22 protein-coding genes and 2 pseudogenes are annotated in these 24,665 nt (G+C 34.9%); 19 read left to right on the forward strand and 5 right to left on the reverse strand.

The features are described from left to right. Nucleotides 1–20 precede the first annotated feature (20 nt). Complete coding sequence (locus IPH52_14220; GenBank protein MBK7056175.1) at nucleotides 21–1,745, forward strand: tetratricopeptide repeat protein; 1,725 nt, start codon at nucleotides 21–23, stop codon at nucleotides 1,743–1,745. A gap of 16 nt (nucleotides 1,746–1,761) precedes the next feature. Here IPH52_14220 and IPH52_14225 read toward each other — a convergent pair whose 3' ends face one another. From IPH52_14225 to IPH52_14235, 3 genes are all read right to left on the reverse strand, one after another. Further along, nucleotides 1,762–2,934, reverse strand: coding sequence for a hypothetical protein (locus IPH52_14225; protein ID MBK7056176.1), 1,173 nt, complete (start codon nucleotides 2,932–2,934; stop codon nucleotides 1,762–1,764). Between the two features lie 319 nt (nucleotides 2,935–3,253). Next, a complete protein-coding gene (locus IPH52_14230) occupies nucleotides 3,254–4,204 on the reverse strand; it encodes an alpha-E domain-containing protein (GenBank protein MBK7056177.1) in 951 nt (316 codons plus the stop codon). Between the two features lies 1 nt (nucleotide 4,205). Next, nucleotides 4,206–5,645 carry a circularly permuted type 2 ATP-grasp protein gene (locus tag IPH52_14235; GenBank protein MBK7056178.1) on the reverse strand — a complete coding sequence of 480 codons (1,440 nt, stop codon included), beginning with the start codon at nucleotides 5,643–5,645 and terminating at the stop codon, nucleotides 4,206–4,208. A gap of 362 nt (nucleotides 5,646–6,007) precedes the next feature. Between IPH52_14235 and IPH52_14240 the strand changes: the two genes are divergently transcribed. Together IPH52_14240 and IPH52_14245 are read left to right on the forward strand one after the other, a co-directional pair. After that, nucleotides 6,008–7,096: an EAL domain-containing protein gene (locus IPH52_14240; protein MBK7056179.1), complete on the forward strand. Its 1,089-nt coding sequence runs from the start codon at nucleotides 6,008–6,010 to the stop codon at nucleotides 7,094–7,096. Further along, nucleotides 7,090–7,299 carry a hypothetical protein gene (locus tag IPH52_14245; GenBank protein MBK7056180.1) on the forward strand — a complete coding sequence of 70 codons (210 nt, stop codon included), beginning with the start codon at nucleotides 7,090–7,092 and terminating at the stop codon, nucleotides 7,297–7,299. Before IPH52_14240 ends, IPH52_14245 begins: the two co-directional genes overlap by 7 nt. Nucleotides 7,300–7,465: 166 nt before the next feature. Here IPH52_14245 and IPH52_14250 read toward each other — a convergent pair. Further along, nucleotides 7,466–7,714 (reverse strand): annotated as a pseudogene (locus IPH52_14250) (hypothetical protein). A gap of 435 nt (nucleotides 7,715–8,149) precedes the next feature. Between IPH52_14250 and IPH52_14255 the strand changes: the two are divergent. The 5 genes and pseudogenes from IPH52_14255 (at nucleotide 8,150) to IPH52_14275 (ending at nucleotide 12,432) form a co-directional block, all read left to right on the forward strand. Continuing rightward, a complete protein-coding gene (locus IPH52_14255; GenBank protein MBK7056181.1) occupies nucleotides 8,150–9,016 on the forward strand; it encodes a hypothetical protein in 867 nt (288 codons plus the stop codon). Between the two features lie 37 nt (nucleotides 9,017–9,053). Then, nucleotides 9,054–10,964: a hypothetical protein gene (locus tag IPH52_14260; GenBank protein ID MBK7056182.1), complete on the forward strand. Its 1,911-nt coding sequence runs from the start codon at nucleotides 9,054–9,056 to the stop codon at nucleotides 10,962–10,964. A gap of 552 nt (nucleotides 10,965–11,516) precedes the next feature. Continuing rightward, entirely contained in the window at nucleotides 11,517–11,792 is a 276-nt protein-coding gene (locus IPH52_14265) for a hypothetical protein (protein ID MBK7056183.1), read from the forward strand. 20 nt (nucleotides 11,793–11,812) lie between these two features. Next, a pseudogene (locus IPH52_14270) lies at nucleotides 11,813–12,111 on the forward strand (HigA family addiction module antidote protein). Between the two features lie 105 nt (nucleotides 12,112–12,216). Then, complete coding sequence (locus IPH52_14275; protein MBK7056184.1) at nucleotides 12,217–12,432, forward strand: hypothetical protein; 216 nt, start codon at nucleotides 12,217–12,219, stop codon at nucleotides 12,430–12,432. 985 nt (nucleotides 12,433–13,417) lie between these two features. Here the strand turns inward: IPH52_14275 and IPH52_14280 are convergent. Then, the gene (locus IPH52_14280) at nucleotides 13,418–13,648 is read right to left on the reverse strand and encodes a hypothetical protein (protein ID MBK7056185.1); all 231 of its coding nucleotides are present in this window, start codon (nucleotides 13,646–13,648) and stop codon (nucleotides 13,418–13,420) included. A gap of 447 nt (nucleotides 13,649–14,095) precedes the next feature. Between IPH52_14280 and IPH52_14285 the strand changes: the two genes are divergently transcribed. The 11 genes from IPH52_14285 to IPH52_14335 all read left to right on the forward strand — a co-directional run bounded on the left by IPH52_14285 (nucleotide 14,096) and on the right by IPH52_14335 (nucleotide 24,231). After that, entirely contained in the window at nucleotides 14,096–15,448 is a 1,353-nt protein-coding gene (locus IPH52_14285) for an FAD-dependent oxidoreductase (protein ID MBK7056186.1), read from the forward strand. Further along, a complete protein-coding gene (locus IPH52_14290; protein MBK7056187.1) occupies nucleotides 15,445–15,612 on the forward strand; it encodes a hypothetical protein in 168 nt (55 codons plus the stop codon). The genes IPH52_14285 and IPH52_14290 overlap by 4 nt, the downstream gene beginning before the upstream one ends. Nucleotides 15,613–15,798: 186 nt before the next feature. Then, on the forward strand, nucleotides 15,799–16,236 hold the full coding sequence (locus tag IPH52_14295; protein ID MBK7056188.1) for a thioredoxin: 438 nt from the start codon (nucleotides 15,799–15,801) through the stop codon (nucleotides 16,234–16,236). Between the two features lie 297 nt (nucleotides 16,237–16,533). Next, nucleotides 16,534–17,319 carry a hypothetical protein gene (locus IPH52_14300; protein MBK7056189.1) on the forward strand — a complete coding sequence of 262 codons (786 nt, stop codon included), beginning with the start codon at nucleotides 16,534–16,536 and terminating at the stop codon, nucleotides 17,317–17,319. A gap of 113 nt (nucleotides 17,320–17,432) precedes the next feature. Then, entirely contained in the window at nucleotides 17,433–19,298 is a 1,866-nt protein-coding gene (locus IPH52_14305; GenBank protein MBK7056190.1) for a hypothetical protein, read from the forward strand. Between the two features lie 205 nt (nucleotides 19,299–19,503). Further along, nucleotides 19,504–20,793, forward strand: a complete 1,290-nt coding sequence (hflX, locus tag IPH52_14310) for a GTPase HflX (protein ID MBK7056191.1) — start codon at nucleotides 19,504–19,506, stop codon at nucleotides 20,791–20,793. Between the two features lie 211 nt (nucleotides 20,794–21,004). Continuing rightward, nucleotides 21,005–21,436, forward strand: a complete 432-nt coding sequence (locus tag IPH52_14315) for an acyl carrier protein (protein ID MBK7056192.1) — start codon at nucleotides 21,005–21,007, stop codon at nucleotides 21,434–21,436. Between the two features lie 81 nt (nucleotides 21,437–21,517). Beyond that, on the forward strand, nucleotides 21,518–22,555 hold the full coding sequence (locus IPH52_14320) for a 7TM-DISM domain-containing protein (GenBank protein MBK7056193.1): 1,038 nt from the start codon (nucleotides 21,518–21,520) through the stop codon (nucleotides 22,553–22,555). Nucleotides 22,556–22,899: 344 nt separating this feature from the next. Further along, nucleotides 22,900–23,109, forward strand: a complete 210-nt coding sequence (locus tag IPH52_14325; protein ID MBK7056194.1) for a hypothetical protein — start codon at nucleotides 22,900–22,902, stop codon at nucleotides 23,107–23,109. A gap of 557 nt (nucleotides 23,110–23,666) precedes the next feature. Further along, on the forward strand, nucleotides 23,667–23,864 hold the full coding sequence (locus tag IPH52_14330; GenBank protein MBK7056195.1) for a hypothetical protein: 198 nt from the start codon (nucleotides 23,667–23,669) through the stop codon (nucleotides 23,862–23,864). Nucleotides 23,865–24,084: 220 nt separating this feature from the next. Continuing rightward, entirely contained in the window at nucleotides 24,085–24,231 is a 147-nt protein-coding gene (locus IPH52_14335) for a response regulator transcription factor (GenBank protein ID MBK7056196.1), read from the forward strand. Nucleotides 24,232–24,665 lie beyond the last annotated feature (434 nt).

Here is a 24,665-nt window from a genome sequence, read left to right on the forward strand (position 1 = left end):
TCTCTTCAATTATAGCATACATGCATCTATTTATTCGATTTTTTTTATTATTATTTCTGATTTTTCAGTTTCCCATACTCGCAGGTATCAAAGAAGCCAAAAAAGCTTACGCCCAGAAACAATTTCAAAAAGCGATTAAGCTTTTTACCGAATACTCCAAAGAAAATCCTTCTGATGGAGAGCCTTATATGTTTATGGGTTACATCTATGAATCCCAAAAAGATTTTCCTAGGTCGATGATTATGTTTCGTCGTGCAGTCGAATTAAATCTAAATCCAAAACAAAGAAAGACAAGTTATCTAAAAATTATTTTATTCTATAATTATCATCAGGGCTGGGACATTGTTGCGCATTATTCCAATAAGCTCCTGAGACTAGATCCAGACAATAAAGAAGTCGCTCGTATGAGAGACCGCGCTTACGGAAATAAAGGTCATGATCCAGGAAGTATGAGCATTGCTAGATTGGAAGATACCAAACCCAAGCAAAAAAAAAACTCGGAAGAGACGGACAGCAAGCTGAAGGAAAACAAAGAGAAGGAAAGGGAACGAGAGAGAGAGCCCGAGAAAGAAAGAGAGAAATCCCAATTAGCTTCCGAAAAGCCGAATCGAAAGACCAGCGAGGAAAAAAACTGGGAGCTCTCCCTAAAATACTTCAAGCTCGAGGATTATCCAAAAGCGGACAAGATCATGCAAGAACTCCTAGTCCAAAGCCCAAACAATAAAAACTATCTCTACAAAGCAGGCATCGCCAAATTACGATTAGGCGAATACGAGAAGGCTTTGAAATACTTTGAAGCCTCTAAGAAATTAACCACCGAGAAAGATAAAATGCTTCTCTATTATCTAACTCTCAATGAAGGACAGGCAAATCAAAAACTCGGTAATACAAACACTGCCATTGCACTCTACAAAAAAGCTTATTCCTATAACAACTCACCAGTCCTACTTCCTGTTCTTGCCAGACTCTATTTTGAGAATGGATATTTTAACGAAGCAATTAAAACCTGCGACCAAGCACTTGAATCTGATATGAATAACTTAGAGGCTAATATGTATAAGTCTCTTTCTCTACTCAGTCTTGGTAAAAAGAAAAATGGAATGAAGGGACTCTTAGAATTTGCTAAAAGACTAAAACGTCTTCATCCAGACATTAATACGGTTCCTGATAAATTTCACGAAGGACTACTTCAACTCGGAATGTTTTATTCCAATCGAATTAAGTATAAGCTTTCTCTAAAGTATCTGACACAAGTGTCTTCTACAAGAAGTAAATCACCTAAGTTTAATTTTTCTCTTGGTAAGACGTATTTTTATACAAAGAAGTATGAACTCGCAATAGTCTTTCTTGAAAAAGTGCCTGAGATTCCTGCCGCAAACTATCTATTAGCCAAATACTACGCAAAAGAAAATAATACAAATAAAGCGAAGGAATTTTTAACAAAGGCAGCCAATACAAAAGAAATTTATTGGATTAAACCAAAGATTGATCCTTATTTCAAGGATATAATTAAGAATCCAGAAATGGCTACATTTATCGAAACGAGAGGAGTTAAAATTCCTCCTGCAAAACAAGAATTACCTGTAACGAACGAAAAGAAAATAGAGCCTACTATCATTCCTAAAATTGATCCTCCGGCGATAAAACCTGAAACTTTACCAACGAAAGATCCAAATTCTACTCAACCAACAATAGAATCTACGCCTATTCCTAATTTGCCGCAGAATCCAGAAGGTGAGAAGTAGATTTTAAAAGATGTGGTCAAGGAGGTGGTCCACTGCCACCGGTAGTTGCTGTCCCAGTGCCGGTCGTTCCTCCACTCGTTGTTCCTGTTCCTCCTGCACTACCACCTTGCGATTGGCAAAGAGTAATCGTTGAGCTAGATGCAGAAAGCATTTTTATATAATCCTGAGTGGTAAGATTATAACTAGTAGAAACGGCTAATCCATTGTAACTGCCAGAAGCAGAAGCACCGGATTCGTAACTTCCAGCACTATAGCAACTAGTAGAAGATCCAGCAGTGGCTATCAAAGTCTGGCTACTATTAATTATCCCCGTTTCTGCTAGATTCAAAGTTGCTGCCTGGGCTGAATCTACAACTAAGTTGGAAGAGGCAATATTATCCGAATAACTAGAATAATTTGTAATCGTTGAAATGGTTTGTCTTGTTGTGGATGTATACTTTGCCGTGGTGCTACCTGTTATACTTTGATTGATATTCGAAACGGAAATATTTCCTGACAGGGTTGTGGTTTTATATGTAGTAGCCGCAGTCTTTGTAAATGCATCTATGTCCAGGTATTTGATAGTAGCATTTGTAAAAACAATCTGTAAACTTCCAGTAATAGTGTAGGTTGCATTTAATGTCTGTGTATAGCTCGTGGTTAGATTTGTCGGATAAGTGCAACTAAATGTAATCTTGGTAGTAATGTTCGGAGTAATCGTATAAGAACCAGTCGGCTGAGAACTCGGTTGAGTCGGGCAAACGGTTGTTGTCCCCGTAGTGGATAAACAGATTTGACTTGCTGTGGTATATATGCCTGTAACTGTTTGGGTTGTTCCATTGCATGTTGTTGTAGAATTAAAATTGACTCTTGCTTGTGTCAAAGATTTAGAATTTCTAATTGCGTCTTTTAGTGCAGGCTCAACGATATTAGCCGCAAGTGTGGTAGCTCCTGTATTGGAAGAACTTATTGCTGAACTAGTTGCGCTAGAAAGGGCTGATGCTCCTTGAATAGATGCAGTGGAGCCTGATGTTATATTTGGATATTGGCTTGCTACTGTGGGAGGAGCCTTATAACTTAATTTTATAAGTCCAGCAATGAATGTATAATTATCCTTTGGGAGTTTAGTGCAAGCAAATCCAAATAGACTGAATACTAAAAGTAGAGCGTTTTTTTGAAGTGTTAAATAAGGGAAGGTTTTTATTTTCATTTTGAATCTCTGATGTATTAATAAGATAATTCAAAAGAGTTCTAAATAACTCAAGAGAAAAAAATTAACAACTCAGATTGCCACAGAGGCACTGAGACACAGAGAGGTTTTAAGAGGGCAGTTGCACGAAATATAGTTTGGGTTCCTAATTCAGGCTTGTTGTCCTGCAATTATGAGGTAATATTAAATCCCTAATCTTTCATCAGTTCGTTTTAAGTTGATGCACATGAATAAAAATAGCACAAATTCATAATCCTGTGCCGGCGTTTACACTGAGCAGGGTCGAAGTGTGGCAGACCATATTGACTAGTTACCTTTTTTACACATACCCAAAATACGTATGATTGATTTCATCTCCAATGTCAATTAGGTCGTTGATAAAATTAGTGAGGTATTCATGTAAGCCAAAGTAGAAAATCTCGTCCGCGTTGCTGTAAGCGATTTGATAGTAGAGCTTTCCCATTTTTTGTTCTGCTTTATTGGCAAAGAACTTCTCTCTCACAGTAGAAATATGACGAAAGGACTGCAATGCTCTTTCCATGCAGAATAGCAGAGAACGAGGAAGTTGCGGATTGAATATCAAAAGCTCAGCAATTTGAATAGGGGTGATTTTAATATTATAATGTTGTAGATACGCTTCGTAAGCTCCTGTAGAGTCGAGTAGAGTCTTCCACTGATAAATGTCTAGCGGATTACCGACATCTTCCACACGAGGAAGAGGAATATGATACTTTACATCTAAAATCCGTGCAATCTGATCTGCTCGCTCTAAGTATTTTCCTGCTCGCATGAAATGATAACCCTTCCCGCGAAACATTGTAATCTCAGTTGCGCCTTCGAATAAGTAGCTTCTCTGGCGGATAAAGTTAAATAGCTTGTCAGGACCTTCCTTTCGAACTAAGTCCATGTTGAATTTATTTAATTCATGGTAAGTGACGTTCATGATTTCCCAGCTTTCTTTTGAAATCATGTCTCTCACACCGCGTGCATTTTCACGAGCTCTATTGATACACTCCAAAATGGAATTCGGATTTTCCGGTGAGAAAATTAGAAAATCTATTACATTATCTGAGGAAGCTTCTTTGTGAACTTTATAAAAAGGACTAAGCTGACCTACTGCGTTTAGAATAGGTTCCCAATTGTTAAATCCATATAAATCAGCTTCTAATGATGCTGAATGCTGCACCTGCAAACTGATAGAAATACCCTCTGCACGCTCAACAAATCTTCCTAACCAAAATAGTGATTCTGCAATTCTACTAAGCATCATATTAACTTACCACCCATGTATCTTTACTTCCGCCTCCCTGAGAAGAATTTACAACAAGAGAGCCTTTCTTTAAGGCTACTCGTGTTAGTCCCCCTGGGATGAGTTGAATTCCTCTTGGAGAATAGATTGCAAAGGGTCTAAGATCAATATGCCGCGGTTCAATGCTTCCGTTAAAAAAACAAGGGGCTGTGGATAGATTAATAGTAGGTTGTGCAATATAATTTCTAGGATTTTCCATGACTTTTGTTTTATAGGCTTCGATTTCTTCGCTTGAAGAATCTCTACCAATTAACATTCCGTAGCCACCAGATTGATTTGTTGCTTTAACTACGAGTTCGTTCATTTTAGAAAATGCTTCTTGTCTCTCTTCTTCAATTCCAAGACGGTATGTAGGAATGTTTTTTAGAATAGGGGTTTCATTCAAGTAATATTTAATCATATCAGGAACGTAAGAATATACTGCTTTATCATCCGCTACTCCATTGCCAATTGCATTGACTAATACTACGTTGCCTCTCTTATAAGCTTCAAATAATCCCGGAACACCAAGGACAGAATCTTTTCTAAAGACGAGTGGATCTATGAAAGAATCATCGACTCGTTTATAAATAACGTCTACTTGCTTTAAGCCATCGATTGTTTTCATGTATACTTTGTAATCAGAAACGATTAAGTCGTAGCTTTCTACTAGCTGGATTCCCATTTGCGATGCGAGAAAAATATGCTCGTAATAAGCAGAATTATAAACGCCCGGAGTGAGTAAAACGATTGTTGGCTTCTCTTTATCACTAGGAGCCAATTGCATGAGCATATCATGAAAAATAGCAGGGTAAGAGTCAACTCGTAGGACAGAACTTTCCTTGAATATCTCAGGAAAGATTCTTTTCATAATGATTCTGTTTTCCAATACATAGGAAATTCCAGAAGGGGTTCTTAGATTGTCCTCTAACACAAAGTATCCGCCATCTGAGTCGCGGATAATGTCAATTCCAGAAATATGAGTGTAAATATTATGAGGAACCTTTACACCTACCATCTCAGGAATGAAATCTGGACAAGAATAGATTAATTCGCCAGGAATAATTTTATCTTTGATGATATCCCCTTTAGAATAGATATCCGTTAAGAATAAATTTAAGGCTTTGATTCGTTGTTGAAGTCCTGTTTCAATCACATCCCATTCTGCTTTTTGGATGATACGTGGAATCAAATCGAAAGGAAAAATTCTCTCGATTCCTTTTCCATCGCTGTACACTGTGAAGGTAATTCCTTGATTGATGGATACTAATTTTGCTAGAATCTCTTTTTGCTTAAACTCACCTATACCAAGAGTTCCTAGAATATCGAATACGTCCTTGTAATGCTCTCTTGGTTTTTCCATTTCATGAAACATCTCATCATACGCTTTGGAATGATCGGGGTAATTCATTTTTATACTCATAGTAAAATCCTTCAGGTGCTTATCGTTTAAGCAAAAGTACTGAAATTGCCAGTTTTTTATGAAGAATCATTCAAATTCTCTGGCAGTACTCCCTTGTCTAAACTATGTGCAAAAATAAGACCATTAGGAAAGAAAATTGATTGATTCTTAAAAATATTCATAGATAAGACTACTTTCGAGTGGTTTTATAAACAGTAGATTAGAATGCTAGAATTAAAAAAGTTTGATTCTGCAAGAAATCCAAATATGTAGTTTTATGGTATATGATTTGCAATAAAGTAATCTATAGACCGCTTCAAGTATAATCGATAGCCAAGAGGAATTTTACTTGGAGAAAGAAATTTTAGGATTGAGGCGAAAAAATGAAAGTAATAGCATCAGGGGATAAATTGAATAGGTCGCCAGAAGAATGGATAGAATTATTGGATGAAGGAAGTATTGTTCCTTTTTTCCAACCTATTCTTTCCATCGAAAATAAATCCGTCTTTGGTTACGAATCACTCGCACGGCTAGTCATGCCCGATGGATCGATTAAAACGATAGGTGAATTCTTTTTATTAAATCAATCTGAGTTTAAATCGGATATACTAGGTCATAAAGAGTTTCGTCGTTTTCAACGCAGCATAGATCAAAAACTAAGGGAGCAAGCTCTTCATCTTTTAGCGAATGACCCAAATCAACACTCCAAGCTTTTCCTAAATATCTCTCCTGCGATTATGATGTCTTATATTGATGGAAGTAATTTAACAAATGAATTGCCATCAACCATTCGAAATGTAAAAGAATTTGGAATTTCTCCTGAGAGAATTGTCATTGAGGTTACTGAGGATTATATTCACAAGAATTTAGAAGCTTTAAAGCCATTGATTAACTTGTATAAGGATTTTGGATTCTTAATTGCAATTGATGATTTAGGCTCTAAGTCTTCTAACTTAGATCGAATTGGAATTTTCCGTCCTGATATTATTAAGGTGGATATGCAGATGTTGCGCATGTCGCTTGTAGAGCGTAGTTATAAAGAGATTTTATATACTCTTTCCCGTCTCGGGGAAAGTTTGGGCATATCCCTATTATTCGAAGGTGTAGAAACGGTAAGTGAGATGTATCAGGCGATGAGCTTTGGTTCTAGATACCTACAAGGTTTTTTATTTGATAGAGCCATGGCAAGTCCACCCGAAAAAAATAAATACACACATCAATTAAACGGACTCGTAGATAGCTTTTATTCCATTAAAATTGAAGAGATAAAGCAAAAAGTAAATTGGGAAAGTAGGATAGAGGTTTTAATTCAAAAGATTGCAGATGAAATTCAGTTTCATGAAGATGGAACGTTAGTCTCCTACTCAGAGGTATTTACTGTTGATGAAACTATATTTCGTTTCTTTGTAACTGATTTACATGGAAATCAAGCGTCTCCGAATTATATCAAAAAGAAAATTCAGAAATTGTAATTCAAAGGCATACTAGGAATAATAACTGGAGTTGGAGACCTTATTTCTTAAATCATTTATATGAATCCTATCGACAAAGTAATTCCTGGGTGATTAGCCAGCCTTACCATGACATAATGGAGAATTTACTGCTTAGAACGTTCTCTAAAACGTTTAAGGATAAGTTTATACTCTTTATAGATGTTTTGTATTCTGAGGGTTAGTAGGAATATACTGATTCTATTTGATCGTTACGTAAGGATATTATAGAAAGAGCCCGATATGCTATTGCAGAATCGGGCTCTTCTAATGAAAAAATTATTTTTTCTTTTTTGCTTTTGTTGCAGCGGGTGCTTTGAGGGACTTTCTCTTTTGAAGAGCTAAATCGTGGTGGAAATCACAGTATTTGTAAGGTTGTCCAGTTTTTGGATTGGTACGTTTTACTTTTGTTCCACAAGCAACGCAAAGTCCTTGTTCTCTTCTTCTTTTTGCAAATGCACGAATTCTTTCTGTCGCGCTTTGGTTGTATTTGCTTACTTGGATGCGGTATCCGTTGAAAAGGTAATTTCCAATAGAATCATCCGATTTATTTTTAAGATTTTTTTCTAATGATGTTAGGTCATTAGCAGTAACTTTCACAGGTTTAGGTGTCAATTTGTATTATCCTCAAGAATGTATTCAAGTTGCTTCCCGTTTTTTTAATAAGAAACAAACTCTATGGGTAATACTATTATGGCGCTTAGAATAATCAAGAAATATTTTACCAAGAGAGGAAAAATACGCTAGGCGCTCTGTGGATACTCAGTATATGCCATTTGTCTTAGCTCTTTTCTCTGCGGTTAATATCTCTTTGCTTTTAAAAAGTTTTGGGGCAGAATGAGTCTATTAGGTACACGAAAACTTGTCGAAAAGCTTTAGTGGGAGATTGCTTGTAAGCCGCTTGTTCGGGAGAATTGAGGTTTTCCGCCGAGGCATTGTATCGGAACATTCAAAAAGAAGACTTAGAATTTTTTGTAGCGGTTTTAAGGTCGATATTGTAAGTGTAAGTTAAAAAAATAGCAAGAGGGTAACTAGATGAAGTTTATGAGTATTATTTTCTGTATCAGTATGAGTTTAATGCCTATTCTAGCCAATGAAGGCAAATGCGAAAGTGGAAACTGTGAGAACGGAAAAGGAGTTTTTGTTTTTTCGGATGGAAGAAAATACGATGGGAATTTCAAAAATAAAGAAATGGATGGAGTGGGAATTCTTTATTTTAAAAACGAGAACGTATATGAAGGGGATTTTCTGAATAACCGCATAGATGGTAAGGGACGTTATACGTTCGCCAATGGAGATATATACACAGGCGAATTAAAAGACGGAAAATTTGAAGGAAGAGGGATCTTTTTTACGAAAGAAGGATTTAGATACGCGGGAGTATTTAGAGACCAGAAATACCAAGGTATTGGATTCTACCAATATCCGGGTGGTCAACTTTACATCGGTAATTTTAAAGAGGGAAAGCCATTTGGGCTTGGGATATTCAAAGAGAACGAAGACTTACGATTAGCCGGTGAATTTCTAGACGATAGATCTGTATCAAGAGGACTCGGGATTAATCTTAAGAAAGAGAAAAGCTTTCAAATCATTCAAAAAGGAAATGCGTATGACAAGAAAAAATTGATCCAAAAGAATGGTAAGTTCTATGCGGGCGAGGTAAAAGACGGTAAGCCTGAAGGCAATGGATACTTAGTTTCTTCCATTGGAAATGAATACTTCGGAAATTTCAAAGATGGAAACTTAGAAGGGTTTGGATTTTTGATTTCTTCGAAAGGAAATTTCTATGTAGGTAATTTCAAAGGAAGTAAGTTTCATGGAAAGGGCGAATTCTTTGATTTTACAGGAGAATTGAAAGTAGCCGGTGATTGGGAAGATGGAAAACCAAAGTCTGGCAATTAACATTTGACTGAGTTTTGTTTTTACTAAAATTGGATTTATGTTTCGAATCCTTTTATTAGTATTAACAATCCTTTCCTTTAACACTGCTTCGGCGCAATCGAGTGAACTCAGTTTTATTTCTTACGGCAACCTTCCTACATTTTCGGGAGTTGCCGTGGATTGGAATAGTTCTCCAAAGCTTCATATCTATGACACGAAAGTCTATCCGGGACATTCCGAATTTGTCGCAAGGGGACTCGGTCGAAAGATTCGATTTTCTGAGTTTAAGAGACTTTCTAGAGAATCTAAGATACGGGAGTATATGCCGTTTTTCCTCTACTCTCTAACAACAAAGCCATATAAGAATAAGCAGGGCAGTTTTAACTGGGCGATACGTTTGGAAAATTATAATTATGATGATAAATCAAATCACCTGGCAGAAGAAATTCTAAAGCTAAATAAGATGGTGTCTCTATTAGATAAAAGCTTTAGCGGCAAAGGGCTAATCGTTCTAACAGAGGGGGATAATAGTCCATTAGGCGTAACAAAGCTAGGTAAGTTTCTAACAAAAGCCTCTGAATCCTATATAACCCTAAATCAACTCATTAAGCATGTGGGTGGAAAGAAGATGGATGTATTAAATCCGGGCACTGCTTATGGAGTTTTAAAGCTAGTGAAGAATGAGAAAGAATTAGATTCGCTATTACCCTCAGATATTGCTCTTCTGAATTATGTTCCTATCCATATTCCGCCTGTCGCAGGAATTCTATCTCTCAAGCCTCAGACTCCTCTTTCTCATGTAAACCTTCTAGCAAAGAATCGAGGAACGTTTAATGGCTATGTGACTGATATGTATGCAATTCCGGGATTAAAAGCGTTAGTTGGTAAATATGTTAAATTATCCAATCAAGGAGATAAAATCTCAGTTGAGAAGACAACCAAGAAAGAGGCAGAGGATAATCAAAAGAATAATCCACATAAGCCAGTCGTGATTCCAGAGATCAAGCAAGATATGCCAGAGCTAATTAGTCTGACAAAAGAAAATGGAAAGTATATATCTACTTCTTACATTGGAGCAAAGGCGGCAAATTATTATTTGCTACTCCAAGCACTTCCTGAGATGACAAGACCGGCTTATGCAATTGGATTCAAAGGGTATTTCGAAACAATCAAAGGAGAGCCTGAGACGATGATTCAAAGCTTTCTAAAAGATAAGACTAAGTTTACTAAGCAAGAAAAAGCTAAAGTCTTAGAAAAGATAAGAGTCTCTATTCAGAAATCAAATTCTCTTCCGCCTACAATCGTTACCGGGATTCGTAAGCTTCTAGAAAAATATCCTGCGAAGACAAGAATTCGTCTGAGAAGTTCAACGAATAATGAAGATTTGCCGGAGTTCAACGGGGCAGGGCTTTATGAATCAAAAGGATTTAACAGCAAAGACAATGATGAGAAGCTAAAGGCAAAGATACTCGCAGTCTATTCGTCTTTGTGGTCTGATAGAGCCTTCGAAGAAAGAGAATTCTTCGGAATCGACCATTTAAAAGTAGGAATGTCTATTCTAATCCAGGAAGCATTTCAAAAAGAAGCGGCTAATGGTGTAATCGTTACCACTATCACAAGCACAGGCAAAGTGCAGATAATCGTAAATAGCCAATCAGGCGAACACTCCGTCACAAACCCCGAAGAGAATATTCTATCTGAATCTTTTTTAATCAACCCTGAATCAGGAACGATTGAGAAAACTTACTCCGAGTCCAGTCTCTCACCAGTATTCATTGGAAATAAAGCAAACGAACTCCAATTAAAACAACTCCAAGAAGCAACTCTTAAACTCCACAACCAATTCACCAAACAAAGAGTAGACGCAGGAGATAAAAACAAATACGGCATCGACATCGAATTTAAAATCATGCACGAGAAAGGAAAGAATAAGCTTTATTTTAAGCAGGTGCGGTTGCTTAGGTATTAATTTTTTTTGCTTGAATAACAAAGAGGATTAGTTAAAGATAAACTATGCTTACGTTAGAACCTAAACTCGGCGCCTTTTTATTGAATACAACGCAGTCCGGTGATTTGCAAGAAGCATTTCACAAGATTTTTTCTGAATATCTCAGTTTGAAATTAAATGCGTTAGAAAAAACTATTTTTGAGTTAGAAAAAAAATATTCAGCAGATTACGAACGCTTTTTATTATTCTATAAATCCAACCATGACGAAATTACCGAAAATGATTTTTACCTCTGGGATGAAACAAAATCTCTTTTGGAACACTACAAGGAAATTCAAAAGACTTTTTTTTTTTTTTTTTTTTTCTTTTTTTTTTTTTTTTTGTGCTTTTTTTTTTTTTTTTTAAGTTTTTTTTTTTTGGTGGTTTTTTTTTTTTTTTTTTTTTTTTTTTTTTTTTTTGTTGTGGAATAAAAAAAAAATTTTGGTTTTTTTTTTTTTTTTTTTTGGGTGTTTTTTTTTTTTTTTTTTTTTTTTTTTTTTTTTTTTAATAAATAAGCGCATAATGGCTAATGGTATGAAAAAGATAATACTAGTTTTAATGATTTTCCTTTTCGTTTCTTGTTGGGGAAACGATGAGAATGGCAACGATGTTCTAATATTGAGCAAGCGTGATAGATGCGAGAATACTGTTCGAACGACTCAAAATGTTTTAGATTCTGAAGATTGTCTTGTAGGGCTAGGTGGTTCTGTTGATTCACCTGCCGCAACTAATCTAATGTTATTACTATGTCTTAATTATCAATTTGAAATGGCGAAGTGTAAAAAGAAGTCAGATGTTTTGCCGCCTTGATTAATTAAAAAGGAGAATTTATGTTACCTAAGAATAGAATTGCAAATCATCCTGGAACAATCTTACTAAAAGAATTTTTAGAGCCATACAAGGTTACGCAGACTCTTTTTGCGAAGCATGTTGGGCTAAGTCTTCAAACGATAAATGAAATTATCAAAGGCAAACGAAGTGTTACCCTGAAACAGCTTGGTTATTTGCTAAATCATTTGAAACGACTCCTGAGTTTTGGATGAACCTACAGATGAATTATGATTTAACTGCCCGAAAGCCTGTCGATAAATTGAAATCATTGCAAACATTAAAACTTTCTGCTGCTTAATATTGAAGTGTAAAACTGAGTTAGATGTTTTGCCGCCTTGATTTTTTGGAGATGAAAGAGTAATTGGATTTGACAAAAACTGAAAAACTGTATAGTTTGAAGTTTATGAAATCAGATACTCTTATGCAAAGATATGAATCCTTTCAACCGGAGATTCAAAAAGAAATTTTGGATTTTATCGGGTATTTGGAAATGAAATACAAGATTCCAAAATCAACTTCAATTAAAAAAAAGTCATGGAAGCAGAAGTTTACTCCTATTCAATTAAATGGGAAATTAACCGCACAGCAAGTTTTAAGAGAAGAAAGAGATAGTCTTTGAATTATTATTTTGACACATCTGCCCTGATTAAATCTTACATTGAAGATTTGGCTAAAGACTTTATTCATCAATTTCAATTGAAGACATTGGACGGGGTTTAATTAGCAAGTTGTGTTTCTGTTGTGGCGGATATTCAGTCTTTTGTGCTTTGCGATGGTAAATTACTTTCTTGCGCAAAAAAGTTAGACATAGAAATTATTAATCCGGTAGTATCGAAATAAAAGTGAGCAGAAAGGAAAGTAATCACACCAACAGACTTTGCCAGAATGGGATAAGTTTTAGTCGGTAAATGCTGTCAACGTAACAGATTTTTTTACCACGAAGGGCACGAAGTTCACGAAGGAAGGGAATAAAACCCTTCTTTTCTTTTTTTTCTTAAGTTTACAGCATTGGGTGCAGGCATTGAGGCAGAGAGAGTTCGATGTTTTGATAGAATCATAATAAGTTTCAAGGAGAGATAAAATATATGAGAGAAAAGAAATGGAAAGACTGTCCTTCCTGTGGATCTGTAAATTCAATGATTTACAAAAAAAATCTTTTTAATGATAGATGAAGGAAAAATTCGTTATATTTTTATCGGCGACAAATTGCGTTTTCCTCTTAGAAGTGAAGCGTCTAAGTTTTTGTTAAAGAAATAGCCAACGTAAGATTTATCCAAGCCCGCGTATAAATCCTGAATCAATTTGCATTCTATGTAATATACTGATGCGGATACTATCAAATATACTCTCATAGATACTTGTTTTTTCGTATGAGTATCTTTGAGAGTTTGGTTCACAGTATCTTTGATGCATTGTTAGTATGGAATGACACACAATACATTCACATTAGACTTACTAGTTTATAAATTGTCACCCTGAGGCTACTTGCACTGAGTCTGTAGTATTGATTGAATTGTATAAGCGAGAGTGAATATTAAAAGAATTTACCTTACACTAATTATTTTCTCGTTCGCTGTTATCTCTCGATGCAGCGAAGTTATGCTTTACTCAGCGTCTTCGCTATATGTCCCGAAACCGCTAGCACTATAGACATTTGTAATATGATCTGGCTTAAAACAAATCCATACAGCGTTCTCATCTCCTCTAATACTTGTAATCCCGACTGTTTTAATACTTTCTTCTTTGTTGATTGAATCACCTGTGTGAACATCAAGACGAAGTTCTTTGTTCTGATCTTCCGTTTTTAATAACGCAATAAGTTCATTTACTTTCATTTTATTTTTCCTCGACTTTTATTTACCTACTATTAGCATCTAATCAAAATTATCCAATGAATTTAATATTTACTCTCGATGACATTAATCACTGAAATTTCAGTTTTTTAAAAAAGGAGAATGCAGAGTATCAAAAAGGAAGCAAATTGAAAACTTTTCTACTCTCAAAATGGGTTTGATCCTTTCCTGTGCTCTGTTGCGTTAACAGTGGCATATAAATATAAGAATTCAATCGGTCTAACGGATGCGACGCTACTTTGGTGTTTAGTCTATCAATTTGAAATGAAGAAGTGTAAAAGTGAGTCAGATGTTTTACCGCCTTGATTTTTGGAGATGAAAGAGTAATTGCATTTGACAAAAACTGAAAAACTGTTGCTCCGTTGTGCAATGACAAATAAGCATTAACCTCTATCGAACTTACATTCATTATCATAGGTCTAAAAAACTATGAATAGAAAAGATTTTTTAACTTGGTCTGCTATGAGTTTTTTAGCAACGTGTAGAACTCTTTATTATAAAGATTTACCTAAAACAAACTCTCCAAAAAAAATAATTATCATTGGAGCAGGGATGGCTGGAATTAGTGCAGCTCATTTTTTAAAAGCCTTTGGACATGAAGTAGAAATTTTAGAAGCAAGAGATCGGCTTGGTGGAAGAATTTGGACAGATAGAGAAGCAAGTTATCCTATCGACTTAGGTGCAGCTTGGATTCATGGAACAAATCAAAATCCGCTAATTGAGTTAGTTGAAAAATTTTCTGTCAATACGAAAGTTACAGATTTTGAGGATAGTCTTGTATTAGATAATTCTACGCCAATCTCCAAATTAACACTCTATTTTGCTTTTCAAAAGTTTGAGTCTTGCATGAAGGAAGGAGAAAAAATTCTAGAAGAAACAAATAGAAATTTATCACTTAGAGAATTATTAGATTTAGTTTATAAAAAGAATGAACTAAGCGCATTAGAAAAAAAAATATTCGTATTATTTGAAAGAGGACTTGAAAACGAAAATGCTGCAGAATTGAATAAAGCATCTGCGATAGGATATTTTAGTGAATCAGAGACAATTACCGGTCCGGATTTATTAGTATATGATGGATATGACAAAATTTTGAAAGGATTACTCGGTAATACAAAAATTTATTTTAAAGAAGTAGTTAAAAAAATTCAATACGATAAAAAGGGAGTTAATATTTATACAGAAAATAATTCCTTTCAATCTGAATTGGCTGTTGTTACTGTCCCGGTTGGTGTTTTACAAAAAAAGAAAATTATATTTGAACCTTCTCTACCAAAAGAAAAAGAAGAAGCTATTTCCAAAATTCCTTTTGGTGTATTTAATAAAACAATTCTAGAATTTGAAGAAGATTTTTGGAACAACGATCAAACTTCTTTTTTTCAACTAGATAATATAAACAAACAAAGACAGGATTTAATTTTAAATTTGGAGCCAGTATATAAAAAACCAATTCTGGCTTTTCTATATTCTGGTGAAAAAGCAAAATCTTTAGAAAAGGAAAAAAACTCTTGGAAAGAAATTGAATCGGAGTTAAAATCTATTTTTAGAAAAGATATACCTAAACCAAAAAGAACGATTCATACGAATTGGTTTTCAGATCCTTTCTCCTATGGCTCTTATACCTATTCAGCTCGAAATATGAATGAGCTTACTACAGAATATTCAAAACCTTTAGGGAGATTATTTTTTGCAGGCGAAGGAACTCATAAGGAATTTTACTCTTATGTACATGGAGCTTACCTTTCTGGTCTTAGAGAAGCAGAACGAATAAACCAATTATGACCGAGTTAAAATTTACCCCTGATGCCCGAATAGCAGAGCCAATTTTGTTAGAATTATTTCATGGAGCAAGGGACAAAAAGGAATTAGACACAATCCAATCAGCGATTATTCATTTTAAAGACAAATCGTTATTAGACAGTTTGCTTACTGTTCTCAATTTTTAACCGTTCTAAGAAATGCCAGTATAGTCTACACACAATTAGCCGCTCTTTAATACGGTAAATGTTATGGTGCAACTACGCCGCTTTGAAAACAGTAAAATAAAATTTTCTGAAACTTCCCTTCCATTCTATTGCAAAATATTTGTGTTTTGTTGAGACATTATAAATCTGGAATATAGGAGAATAAAAATGTCAATAAATGTAATAGATGTGACTAGTGAAGATTTTGAAGAAGTGGTTTTAAACGAAACGCTTCCTGTTATTGTTGATTTCTGGGAACCTTCTTGTGGATCCTGCGTTGCTCTCGCGCCGATGTTTGAAGCTCTTGCAAAAGAATTCAAAGACGAAGTAAAATTTGTAAAAGTGAATACAGAAGATTGTCCTGATATAGCAGAAGAATATGAAATATCCGGTCTACCTACCTTTATGATTTTCAAAGATGGAGAATACGTAGAAGAATTTGAAGGAGATGAACTTCCTAAAAAATCAGACTTAAGAGAAATGGTCGCAAGAAATATCGAAGAGTCAGAAGAAGAATCCGAAGACGATGAAGAGGAAGAAGATTCAGAAGAGGAAATCGAAGAAGAAAGCCCAAGAGGTCAAAGAAGCAAAAGAACAAAAAAATAAGTCAATAATGGCTAATTGTTAATGCTCAATGATTAATGTATAAATAAAATTATTAAAAACAACAAAGCAATCATTAGCCATTAGCCTCTAAAAATTATCCATTTTAAGTAAGACACAAATGGTTTACACACAATTAGCCGCTCTTTATAATGGTTAATTGTGAATGTTCAATGGTTAATGAAAGAAGCGATAGCCTTGTTAAATCCCATAACGCTTTTTAATTTAAGTTGCTTTTTTAGCACAATGGCAAATAAGGATTATATATAGGGTGGACTGGTTAAACCAGAAGGAAATAAAATGAATCATAAATTCGCTGTAGCAGTGACAGCATTAAAAAAAATGGGAACTCTTCTGATTGCCCTATTTATTTTGGGATATTCTGAAAATTCATTCGCGCAAGATAAAAAGATAGATACGAATGCTCTCATCGCAGAGACGCAAAGGCAAAGCCAATCGGCTGATAAAGTAAGTATGATATGGTGGATTCCAGAAGAATTTTGGCGTGCAAGTTTTGAACAAAATCCAAGTGTCAATGCAACTCAAGTGGAGGCATTCATAAAAGTTCTTCGTCCTTATATTGTTATAGTTGCTCTAGATGGGGAAATGGGTCCGCTTGGTGGGATAACCTATAAATCGAAAGAGAGCATTCAATCTACTATACAAATCATTGACTCGGAGGGTAATCATTATTCTCCCCTACCAAATGAAAAAATTGATACGGATACAAATAATTTTCTTTCTCTCATGAAGCCAGTCTTTTCGAATATGCTAGGCGCAATGGGCGAGAATATGAATTTCTATTTATTTCCTGCTAAGAACGAAAAGGGAAATATTATAATAGATGCAAAGAAGGAAGGGAAGTTTTCCATCCTATTGGATAAAGCTGAATACAAATGGAAGCTGCCATTAAGCTCTCTTCTTCCTCCAAGGCTCTGTCCTATTGATGACGAAAAATTAAGCGGTGCATGGAAATACTGTCCTACTCACGGTGTAGATTTAACTAGAAAAATCTGTCCTGTAGATAAAAAGAAATTCAACAACACATGGAAATATTGCCCCACACACGGTATCGAATTGAACTAAATATTGCAAAGGAATTGTGTAGAAGCAAAATAATGTTTTTACACAACACCTGGTAGTTTACTTTCAATTAGCCACTCTTTTTTGAAAAACGATTATCTGGATGGATTGAATCAATGAATGTAAAAATACTTTTTCCAATCATTCTCTTTTTTGTTTTCTTTTTTATGCTTTGCGAGCCAATTCCTAAAGAGACTGGCATTGGAAAAATTGGGCAAGCTAGTTATATACTTCTAGGACCTAATTCCTATTATCTTTTCACAAACAAAGATACGTCTATAGACGAGATTTTAAAACCGGAAAAATCCAAGGAATTTAGAAAGAATAACACTGATTATCCGAACTTTGGAATTCAGAGTCAAGAGCTTTGGATGAAAGTAGAATTGGATTTGAATCAAAGTGTAGATTCAGTAATGGAAGCAGCCACTCCTTTGATTTCTAAGATCCGATTTTATCAATATTGTGAAGGTGCACAGGTTGCCTTTTATCAGTCAGGAATGAATTTTCCCAGTGAAATACTTCCAAGTCATCCTAATTATCAATTCCCGATAATGCCATTTAAAGGAAATTGTCAGTTTTATTTAGCATTTCAGTCGCATGATTCTCTAACGGTTCCTTTATTTTATTGGGAGAAGACAGCTCTTCAAAAATTTGACATTATCCGCCATTTGCTTTTTGGTTTATTTTTTGGATTAATGATTTCATTGGCGTTGTATAATTTTTTACTTTTTCTTTCCATTCAAAACCGAGCTTATCTCTGGTATGTATTCTATATTTTGACATTTACTATTTTTTATCTAGGCGTTTATGGATACTTTCGTTTCTTATTCGGATCGATTATTGACAATGGAATTTCCTATTGGGTTATGTTATCGATTGTTTTTACTGCCCTGTTTGCTCTACTTTTTGGAAATCAATTTCTGCAGATAAAACAGATTAGCCCCAAATTATCAAAATTTATTTATTTGTTTGTTTTATTTGGAGTCCTTCTTCTCATTCCAATCAAATTTCTAAATATTAAGCAAGGAATTATCATCGCAAATGTATATCCTGGATTGGCAATCAGCACGATAGTCGTTGCCATTTACGTTAGTCTTCGTTCGGGCTATAAGCCTGCTACTTATTTCGCAGTTGCTTGGGGAACACTCCTTATTTCAGTTAGCTTTTTCCTTGCGGAAAATTTAGGTTTGTTCCCTGGAAATGCATTTACTCATTATGGACAAATCTTCGGTACTAGTTTAGAAGCTGTTTTACTTTCTCTAGCACTTGGATTTAGAGTCAATGATTTACGAATCAAAGAAGCAGAAGCTAGAGAGAGAATTCTATCAAAAGAAAGAGAAGCATTGGAATTGGAAAGAGTTTATGCAAAGTCAATGCAAAGGTTTGTGCCAGAACAGTTCTTGAAAAATCTAGACAAAGAAAATATTCTACAAGTACAAAAAGGAGACGCTAAGTCTTTAGAGATGGCGGTTCTATTTACCGACATACGCGGATTTACCTCACTTTCCGAAACGATAGGCACCAGAGAAACATTTGCTTTTTTAAATCGCTACTTAGAAATCATGGAGCCTATCATTGAATCCAAAGGTGGATTCATAGATAAATTTATCGGGGATGCAATCATGGCTTTATTTGTTGAACCCGAAAAAGCTCTCGAAGCAGCGATTGCCATGATGGAAGCTACAAAAGAACAAATCTTGCCCGATGGCACTAGGCTTAAAACGGGAATTGGAATTCACTTCGGTGAATTAATTTTAGGCACAGTAGGATCAGAAAATAGACTAGAGACAACTGTGATTGGAGACACAGTCAACCTTGCTAGTCGAATTGAATCTCTAACAAAACAATATTCCGCCGAAATACTAGTATCCGCTGACGTCATTAAAAAAATATCCAATAAAAATTACAAATGGAAAGAATTAGATTCAGTTACAGTAAAAGGAAAATCAAAACCAATATCCCTATTTCAATTCATCGAATAATTTATTAACGCACCCTAAGAGAAAGGGGAAGGGGGGGGGGTTTAAAAAAAAAAAGATAATATTCAAAAAAAAAAACGGGGCCGGGCCCCCCCCCCCCCCAGGGGTGGGCCCCCCCCCCCGCGCCGGGGGGGGGGGGGCCCCCCCGGGGAGGGTGAGTTAATAATAAGTTCTTGACATTTTTAACTCATTCATGCATAATAAATATATGAAAGAAGAACAAAAAGAACATGCAATTCTGATTGGGGTCAATGTTAAAGATCAATCTGATTTCCAAGAATCAATGGAAGAATTAAAAAACTTAACAATTGCCCGCGAAATGTCAATAGCAGGAGTGTTAGAACAAAATTTAAAATCAGTTCATCCCGCTCATTATATTGGTGCCGGTAAAGTAGAAGAAATTAAACTACTATTAACAGAAAAAAAAGCAAATGTTCTAATATTTAACAATGAACTTTCTCCTTCGCAGCTTCATAATCTAGAAACAGAATTAGGTTGTAGAATTTTAGATAGAACTACTTTAATCTTAGAAATATTTTCGGAGCGCGCCAAAACTCGAGAAGCAAAATTACAAGTAGAAGTGGCTAAGCTACAGTATCTGCTACCGAGGCTCGTTGGCACTGGTGAAAATCTAGGAAGACAAAGTGGTGGAGTTGGAACTAAAAATAGAGGCTCCGGTGAAAAAAAATTAGAGCTAGACAAACGAAAAATTGAAACCAAAATTTCGGAACTAAACCATGAGTTGGAAGCGCTTTCAAAAGAAAGAGAAACGCAAAGAAAAAAAAGAAAGAAGACAGATATTTCATCTATCGCATTGGTTGGTTATACAAATTCTGGCAAATATACTCTTATGAATGCAATGGTTGAAACCTATAAAAAGCCGGAATCTAAAAAAGTATTAGAAAAAGATATGCTTTTTGCTACTCTTGAAACATCCGTCAGGAGTATTTATCTTCCGAATCATAAAATGTTTTTTTTATCCGATACAGTTGGCTTTGTAAGTGATCTGCCACATGAGCTAGTAAAAGCATTTCGCACAACGCTTGAAGAAGTGATTGAAGCAGATTTACTTTTACATATTGTAGACTATTCCAATCCAAATTATAAAAAACAAATCAAAGTCACAACCGATACGCTAAATCAAATCGGTGCGAGTCATATACCTGTTATCTACGTCTACAATAAGTCTGAGCTTACAGATATAAGTATTCCAACTGCACAAGAAGACAGAATCTATTTGTCTGCTAAGAATAGAATTGGAATCGGTGAATTAGTAGAGATGATAGAGAAACAAATATATAAACTCTACATTAAATGTAGCATGTTAATTCCTTATAGCGATGGAAGTGTTGTTTCTTATTTGAATGAACATGCAATTGTAGAATCAGTTGAGCATATAGAAGAAGGAACTTTTCTTACCTTGCAATGCAAGGAATCTGATTATCATAAATTCAAGCAGTATGTAAAGACAAACAACGATTTGCCTTTACACGAATAGCGTTTACTGAAATTACTACTTATCTATCAAAATGAGTCTTGAAAAATCCTTAACTTAATAGCATAAATCAACATCCTTGCTCTTTCGTTTAAATAATTTGACAATAGAATTGGGAAATTATATCAGTATATTGGCACGGTAAATTTGACTGTAGGTATTGGGCAGATTTTACTTGGGAACAAAAATTTTATATGATTAGGAGCATAAAAAGATGAAAATTCGTAAAATTAAAGAAGTGAGAAACAAAGAACAACTAATAGTAAATCTTAGTAGAAAAATAGCTCTTACATTTATCATTCTAATTAGCCTTGTAACAACTTCGCTATTCCCTGAAAAGGATTTACCAAATAAGACAGACTCAAAAGCTACCAAGAAAATTGATAGACTTAGTAAAAAGCAAGTCAGAGAGCAAGTTTATAAAATTCTAGTCGATAAGCTAGGCATTGAAATAAGCGATTTATCTGATACCAAAAAGTTCAAAGAAGATTTGGGTGTAGATTCTATAGATTTTCCAGATATTATTTTAGCATCTGAGAAACAATTTAACATAACTATCCCGGACAAAGTAGCAGAAAAAATTGTAACTGTTGGACAATTGATTGATACAGTCCATAGTAACATGAATAAGTTGGATAAAAAATAAGCCACCTGCGCTAAATAGCCATTAGCTCGTCCTCATAGACAAAGAAAAGTATATAATAATTTAATATTTTTGAAAATAAAAATGAAAGCAATCAAACTATCAATACAAATCATTTGTTTGCTTTCACTTCTTTTTATTCTTCTGGGTTGTGTTGACAAATCTTCCCAAGTTCAGATGAAAGCAACAAAAGGAGAGCTTGATCTGAGTCAATGGGATTTTGATAAAGATGGCACAGTAACCTTAGAAGGAGAATGGGATTTTTATTGGAATCAATTTCTATCTTACGAGGAAATTATTGCAAAGAAGTCAAGCATTGATACATACCTAAAGGTTCCCGGTGTCTGGAAAGACTTAAAAGTAGGCAACTCGGTATTACCCGGTGATGGATATATTACAATTCATCTTCTTGTTAAACTTCCCAAAGCTTTCGAAAATCTAGCAATTAAAATTCCTGAAATTGGCACAGCCTATAAGATATGGATAAATGAAACACTGATTCACGAAGGTGGAAAAATTGGTAATACTAGAGAAGCAATGACCGCTTTTGTTATACCCGAAGTAGTTTCTTTAAATTTATCCAAAGAAAAAGAAATTCATATTACAATACAGATATCGAATTTCATGGACAGAACGGGTGGAGTATGGGGAGATTTTTCTTTCGGAAACGCTAATGAGATTTACCGCATAACCAATATTATCTTCTCACTAGAGACGATGGTGTTTGGTGGACTTTTTATTATGAGTGTCTATCATTTTGGACTTTTTCTGATTCGAACGCAAGATAAAAGCACTTTATTTTTTGGATTGTTCTGTCTAGACTTTGCTATACGCACTCTAATAGTTGGTCAGAAAATACTGATTTATACATTTCCTTTTTTGCCATTTGAAATAACTTTCAGAATAGATTATTTAACAGCTTATCTAGCATTTCCTTTCTTTATCTCCTTTCTCTACTATTTGTTTAAAGAAGAAACGAACAGAAATTATATTCGAATCACCTGGATTTGTTTCTTTTTTCTCTGCCTAACGGTGATTATTCTTCCACATTTTGAATACACTCAATTTCTAATTCCATATGAATTGTATGTGTTATTTTCGATACTTATATTATTTATGTAAACCTTTTCTGCAATTCGAAACAAAAGAGTTGGATCTATCAGTTCATTTATTGGTGTGCTCATTCTTGCCGGTGGATCGATTACAGATATGCTTCATATTGAGCATATTATATTCTGGCATTTTCTATTCCCTTTACTTTGTTTGGATTTCTATTCTTTCAATCTTTTTCTCTATCTATAAAATTTTCAAAGCATTTACTCTTTCTGAAAATCTGACTCTTGAGTTGACGCAAAAGACAAATTCTCTCCTACAACAAATAAAGAATTGAATGAATTAAAACGGATCTTGAAGAAAAGGTTCAAGAAAGAAGCATTGCATTAGAAGAAGTCTATCGAAAAATTATTATGAAATACAAGAGCGTCTTCCTTAGAAAAGAACTCGCTGTGCAAAAAGAAAGACAGAAGATATTTGTTGACATTCACGATCATATGGGTTCGAATATTTTAGATTTGAAAAAATCCTTGAGTGAACTTTCGCAAACTACTTCTAACAAATCAGACAATTTAGACAAAGCAAAGCAAGCCATTTACAAGCTAAAGACAATCTTAGAATGAAATGTATTCTATCAAAGACTTGGAAATACTAAGAAAAGACCCACTCAATGGAATTCGTCTATTGGTAGTCGACGTTATGCGACATATGATAGGGAGATTAATTTCTTCTGTGAAGAAGCACTCTATGATATTACAGAGAATAGATTTTCCAACAAACTAATCAAAGTTCTATTTTTCTCACAAGAAAATGGAACGAATGATTTAAAATATGGGTATGGTCTTTCGGAATGGAAATTTTAGATATAAGGAAAACTTATGCTTAGAAGTTATCAGCCCAACGAGATATACAATCGATCAAAAGGGAAGGTAATGGAAAAGAAACATTGCGATTCGGTTACGTGAAATTGGCGGTTACGATCTTTATTGCGAAGAGAAGGATAAGTTTCATTCGTCGTTTTATTTTCCTTACACAGAAATGTAAGCTTTTGGAAAGTGCGCTGTTTTGCGTATTGCTTTTCTTTAAGAACAATGTATAGTTTAACCTAAGATGAATTCAGATTGTAAGGTGGGGTGTATGAAAATGAGAAATTTTGAGGAGCTCGTCTGAAGAAGAACTTTTGAATGTATCAAAAGTATTTATTTGGAAGGAGAATGCGGAAGATTGTTATCGGGATAATAATCTCCCAGGAAGTCTAGATATTCTGCTTGTAGACATTGGTCTTCCTGATATGAGTGGGATTGATTTAATCCAAGTTAGTCAAAAGCTTCCGGCTCTAAAAATGCCTGCTAGTCATCTCAGGTATTTCATCCGATGACACCATCTTTCAGGCTCTACAGTTTTGGGGCTAATGGCTACATTTGGAAAAATGAATTGAAGAGAATTAAAATCCTGCACGTTGAGGATATTTTAAATGATGGCTCTGTCATGTCGCCCTCGATTGGAATTAGAGTCTTACACTTTTCGTTTCACGCTTATGCCCTACAGAAGAAGCATAAGCAAGAAAAGCTCTTCCAGAACTTATTATTATGTCGGGAATGAAAAACAACAAGATTGCATTTCAACTTGGTATTTCAAGGGGTACCATACAACCCCATGTCAATAACATCTATAAAAAACTTCACGTTACCAATCGAGTCGAGCTAATGAAAAAAGCCTCTGAGATGACGGATCCTTCTAGGTAACCAATATGCAAACTAAACACACAGATTCTCGAGCCTCAGGCGTTAAAAATGGAAGAAACATGATCTATTTGGAAGGAGAATAATTTTACTTGAGATATTCCAATCATTGACCTGCATCATACATGGCTTTTGTATGGTTACTGTTACAATTAGAAGAAGTAAGCAAAAGTACAAATTCTCCTGAGTCAATTGAAAGAATAGACTCGATCATTTCTGATTTAGTAAATTTTGTTACGGAGCATTTTGGGTAGAGGAATGTCTTCCTGGATTACGCAAGAAATTTTCCCGGAAACAAAAAGCATTTGATTCAGCATAGGAGGCTTCGTCGAAGAGATTTCGCAAAACATTTCCTACAGGCAAATTAATACGAACGAGCAGATATCTGAATTTATAAGAATCTAAGGGAGTGGCTGATAAAACATATTTTAGTAGAA

This window comes from Leptospiraceae bacterium, assembly GCA_016708435.1.
Classification (GTDB): domain Bacteria; phylum Spirochaetota; class Leptospiria; order Leptospirales; family Leptospiraceae; genus UBA2033.

Bases quoted from the DNA above. Each gene is read 5' to 3' on its own strand.
- IPH52_14220 (MBK7056175.1), top strand. From the start codon at position 21: ATGCATCTATTTATTCGATTTTTTTTATTATTATTTCTGATTTTTCAG.
- IPH52_14225 (MBK7056176.1), bottom strand. From the start codon at position 2,934: ATGAAAATAAAAACCTTCCCTTATTTAACACTTCAAAAAAACGCTCTA.
- IPH52_14230 (MBK7056177.1), bottom strand. From the start codon at position 4,204: ATGATGCTTAGTAGAATTGCAGAATCACTATTTTGGTTAGGAAGATTT.
- IPH52_14235 (MBK7056178.1), bottom strand. From the start codon at position 5,645: ATGAGTATAAAAATGAATTACCCCGATCATTCCAAAGCGTATGATGAG.
- IPH52_14240 (MBK7056179.1), top strand. From the start codon at position 6,008: ATGAAAGTAATAGCATCAGGGGATAAATTGAATAGGTCGCCAGAAGAA.
- IPH52_14255 (MBK7056181.1), top strand. From the start codon at position 8,150: ATGAAGTTTATGAGTATTATTTTCTGTATCAGTATGAGTTTAATGCCT.
- IPH52_14260 (MBK7056182.1), top strand. From the start codon at position 9,054: ATGTTTCGAATCCTTTTATTAGTATTAACAATCCTTTCCTTTAACACT.
- IPH52_14265 (MBK7056183.1), top strand. From the start codon at position 11,517: ATGAAAAAGATAATACTAGTTTTAATGATTTTCCTTTTCGTTTCTTGT.
- IPH52_14275 (MBK7056184.1), top strand. From the start codon at position 12,217: ATGAAATCAGATACTCTTATGCAAAGATATGAATCCTTTCAACCGGAG.
- IPH52_14280 (MBK7056185.1), bottom strand. From the start codon at position 13,648: ATGAAAGTAAATGAACTTATTGCGTTATTAAAAACGGAAGATCAGAAC.
- IPH52_14285 (MBK7056186.1), top strand. From the start codon at position 14,096: ATGAATAGAAAAGATTTTTTAACTTGGTCTGCTATGAGTTTTTTAGCA.
- IPH52_14290 (MBK7056187.1), top strand. From the start codon at position 15,445: ATGACCGAGTTAAAATTTACCCCTGATGCCCGAATAGCAGAGCCAATT.
- IPH52_14295 (MBK7056188.1), top strand. From the start codon at position 15,799: ATGTCAATAAATGTAATAGATGTGACTAGTGAAGATTTTGAAGAAGTG.
- IPH52_14300 (MBK7056189.1), top strand. From the start codon at position 16,534: ATGAATCATAAATTCGCTGTAGCAGTGACAGCATTAAAAAAAATGGGA.
- IPH52_14305 (MBK7056190.1), top strand. From the start codon at position 17,433: ATGAATGTAAAAATACTTTTTCCAATCATTCTCTTTTTTGTTTTCTTT.
- hflX (MBK7056191.1), top strand. From the start codon at position 19,504: ATGAAAGAAGAACAAAAAGAACATGCAATTCTGATTGGGGTCAATGTT.
- IPH52_14315 (MBK7056192.1), top strand. From the start codon at position 21,005: ATGAAAATTCGTAAAATTAAAGAAGTGAGAAACAAAGAACAACTAATA.
- IPH52_14320 (MBK7056193.1), top strand. From the start codon at position 21,518: ATGAAAGCAATCAAACTATCAATACAAATCATTTGTTTGCTTTCACTT.
- IPH52_14325 (MBK7056194.1), top strand. From the start codon at position 22,900: ATGAAATACAAGAGCGTCTTCCTTAGAAAAGAACTCGCTGTGCAAAAA.
- IPH52_14335 (MBK7056196.1), top strand. From the start codon at position 24,085: ATGAAAAACAACAAGATTGCATTTCAACTTGGTATTTCAAGGGGTACC.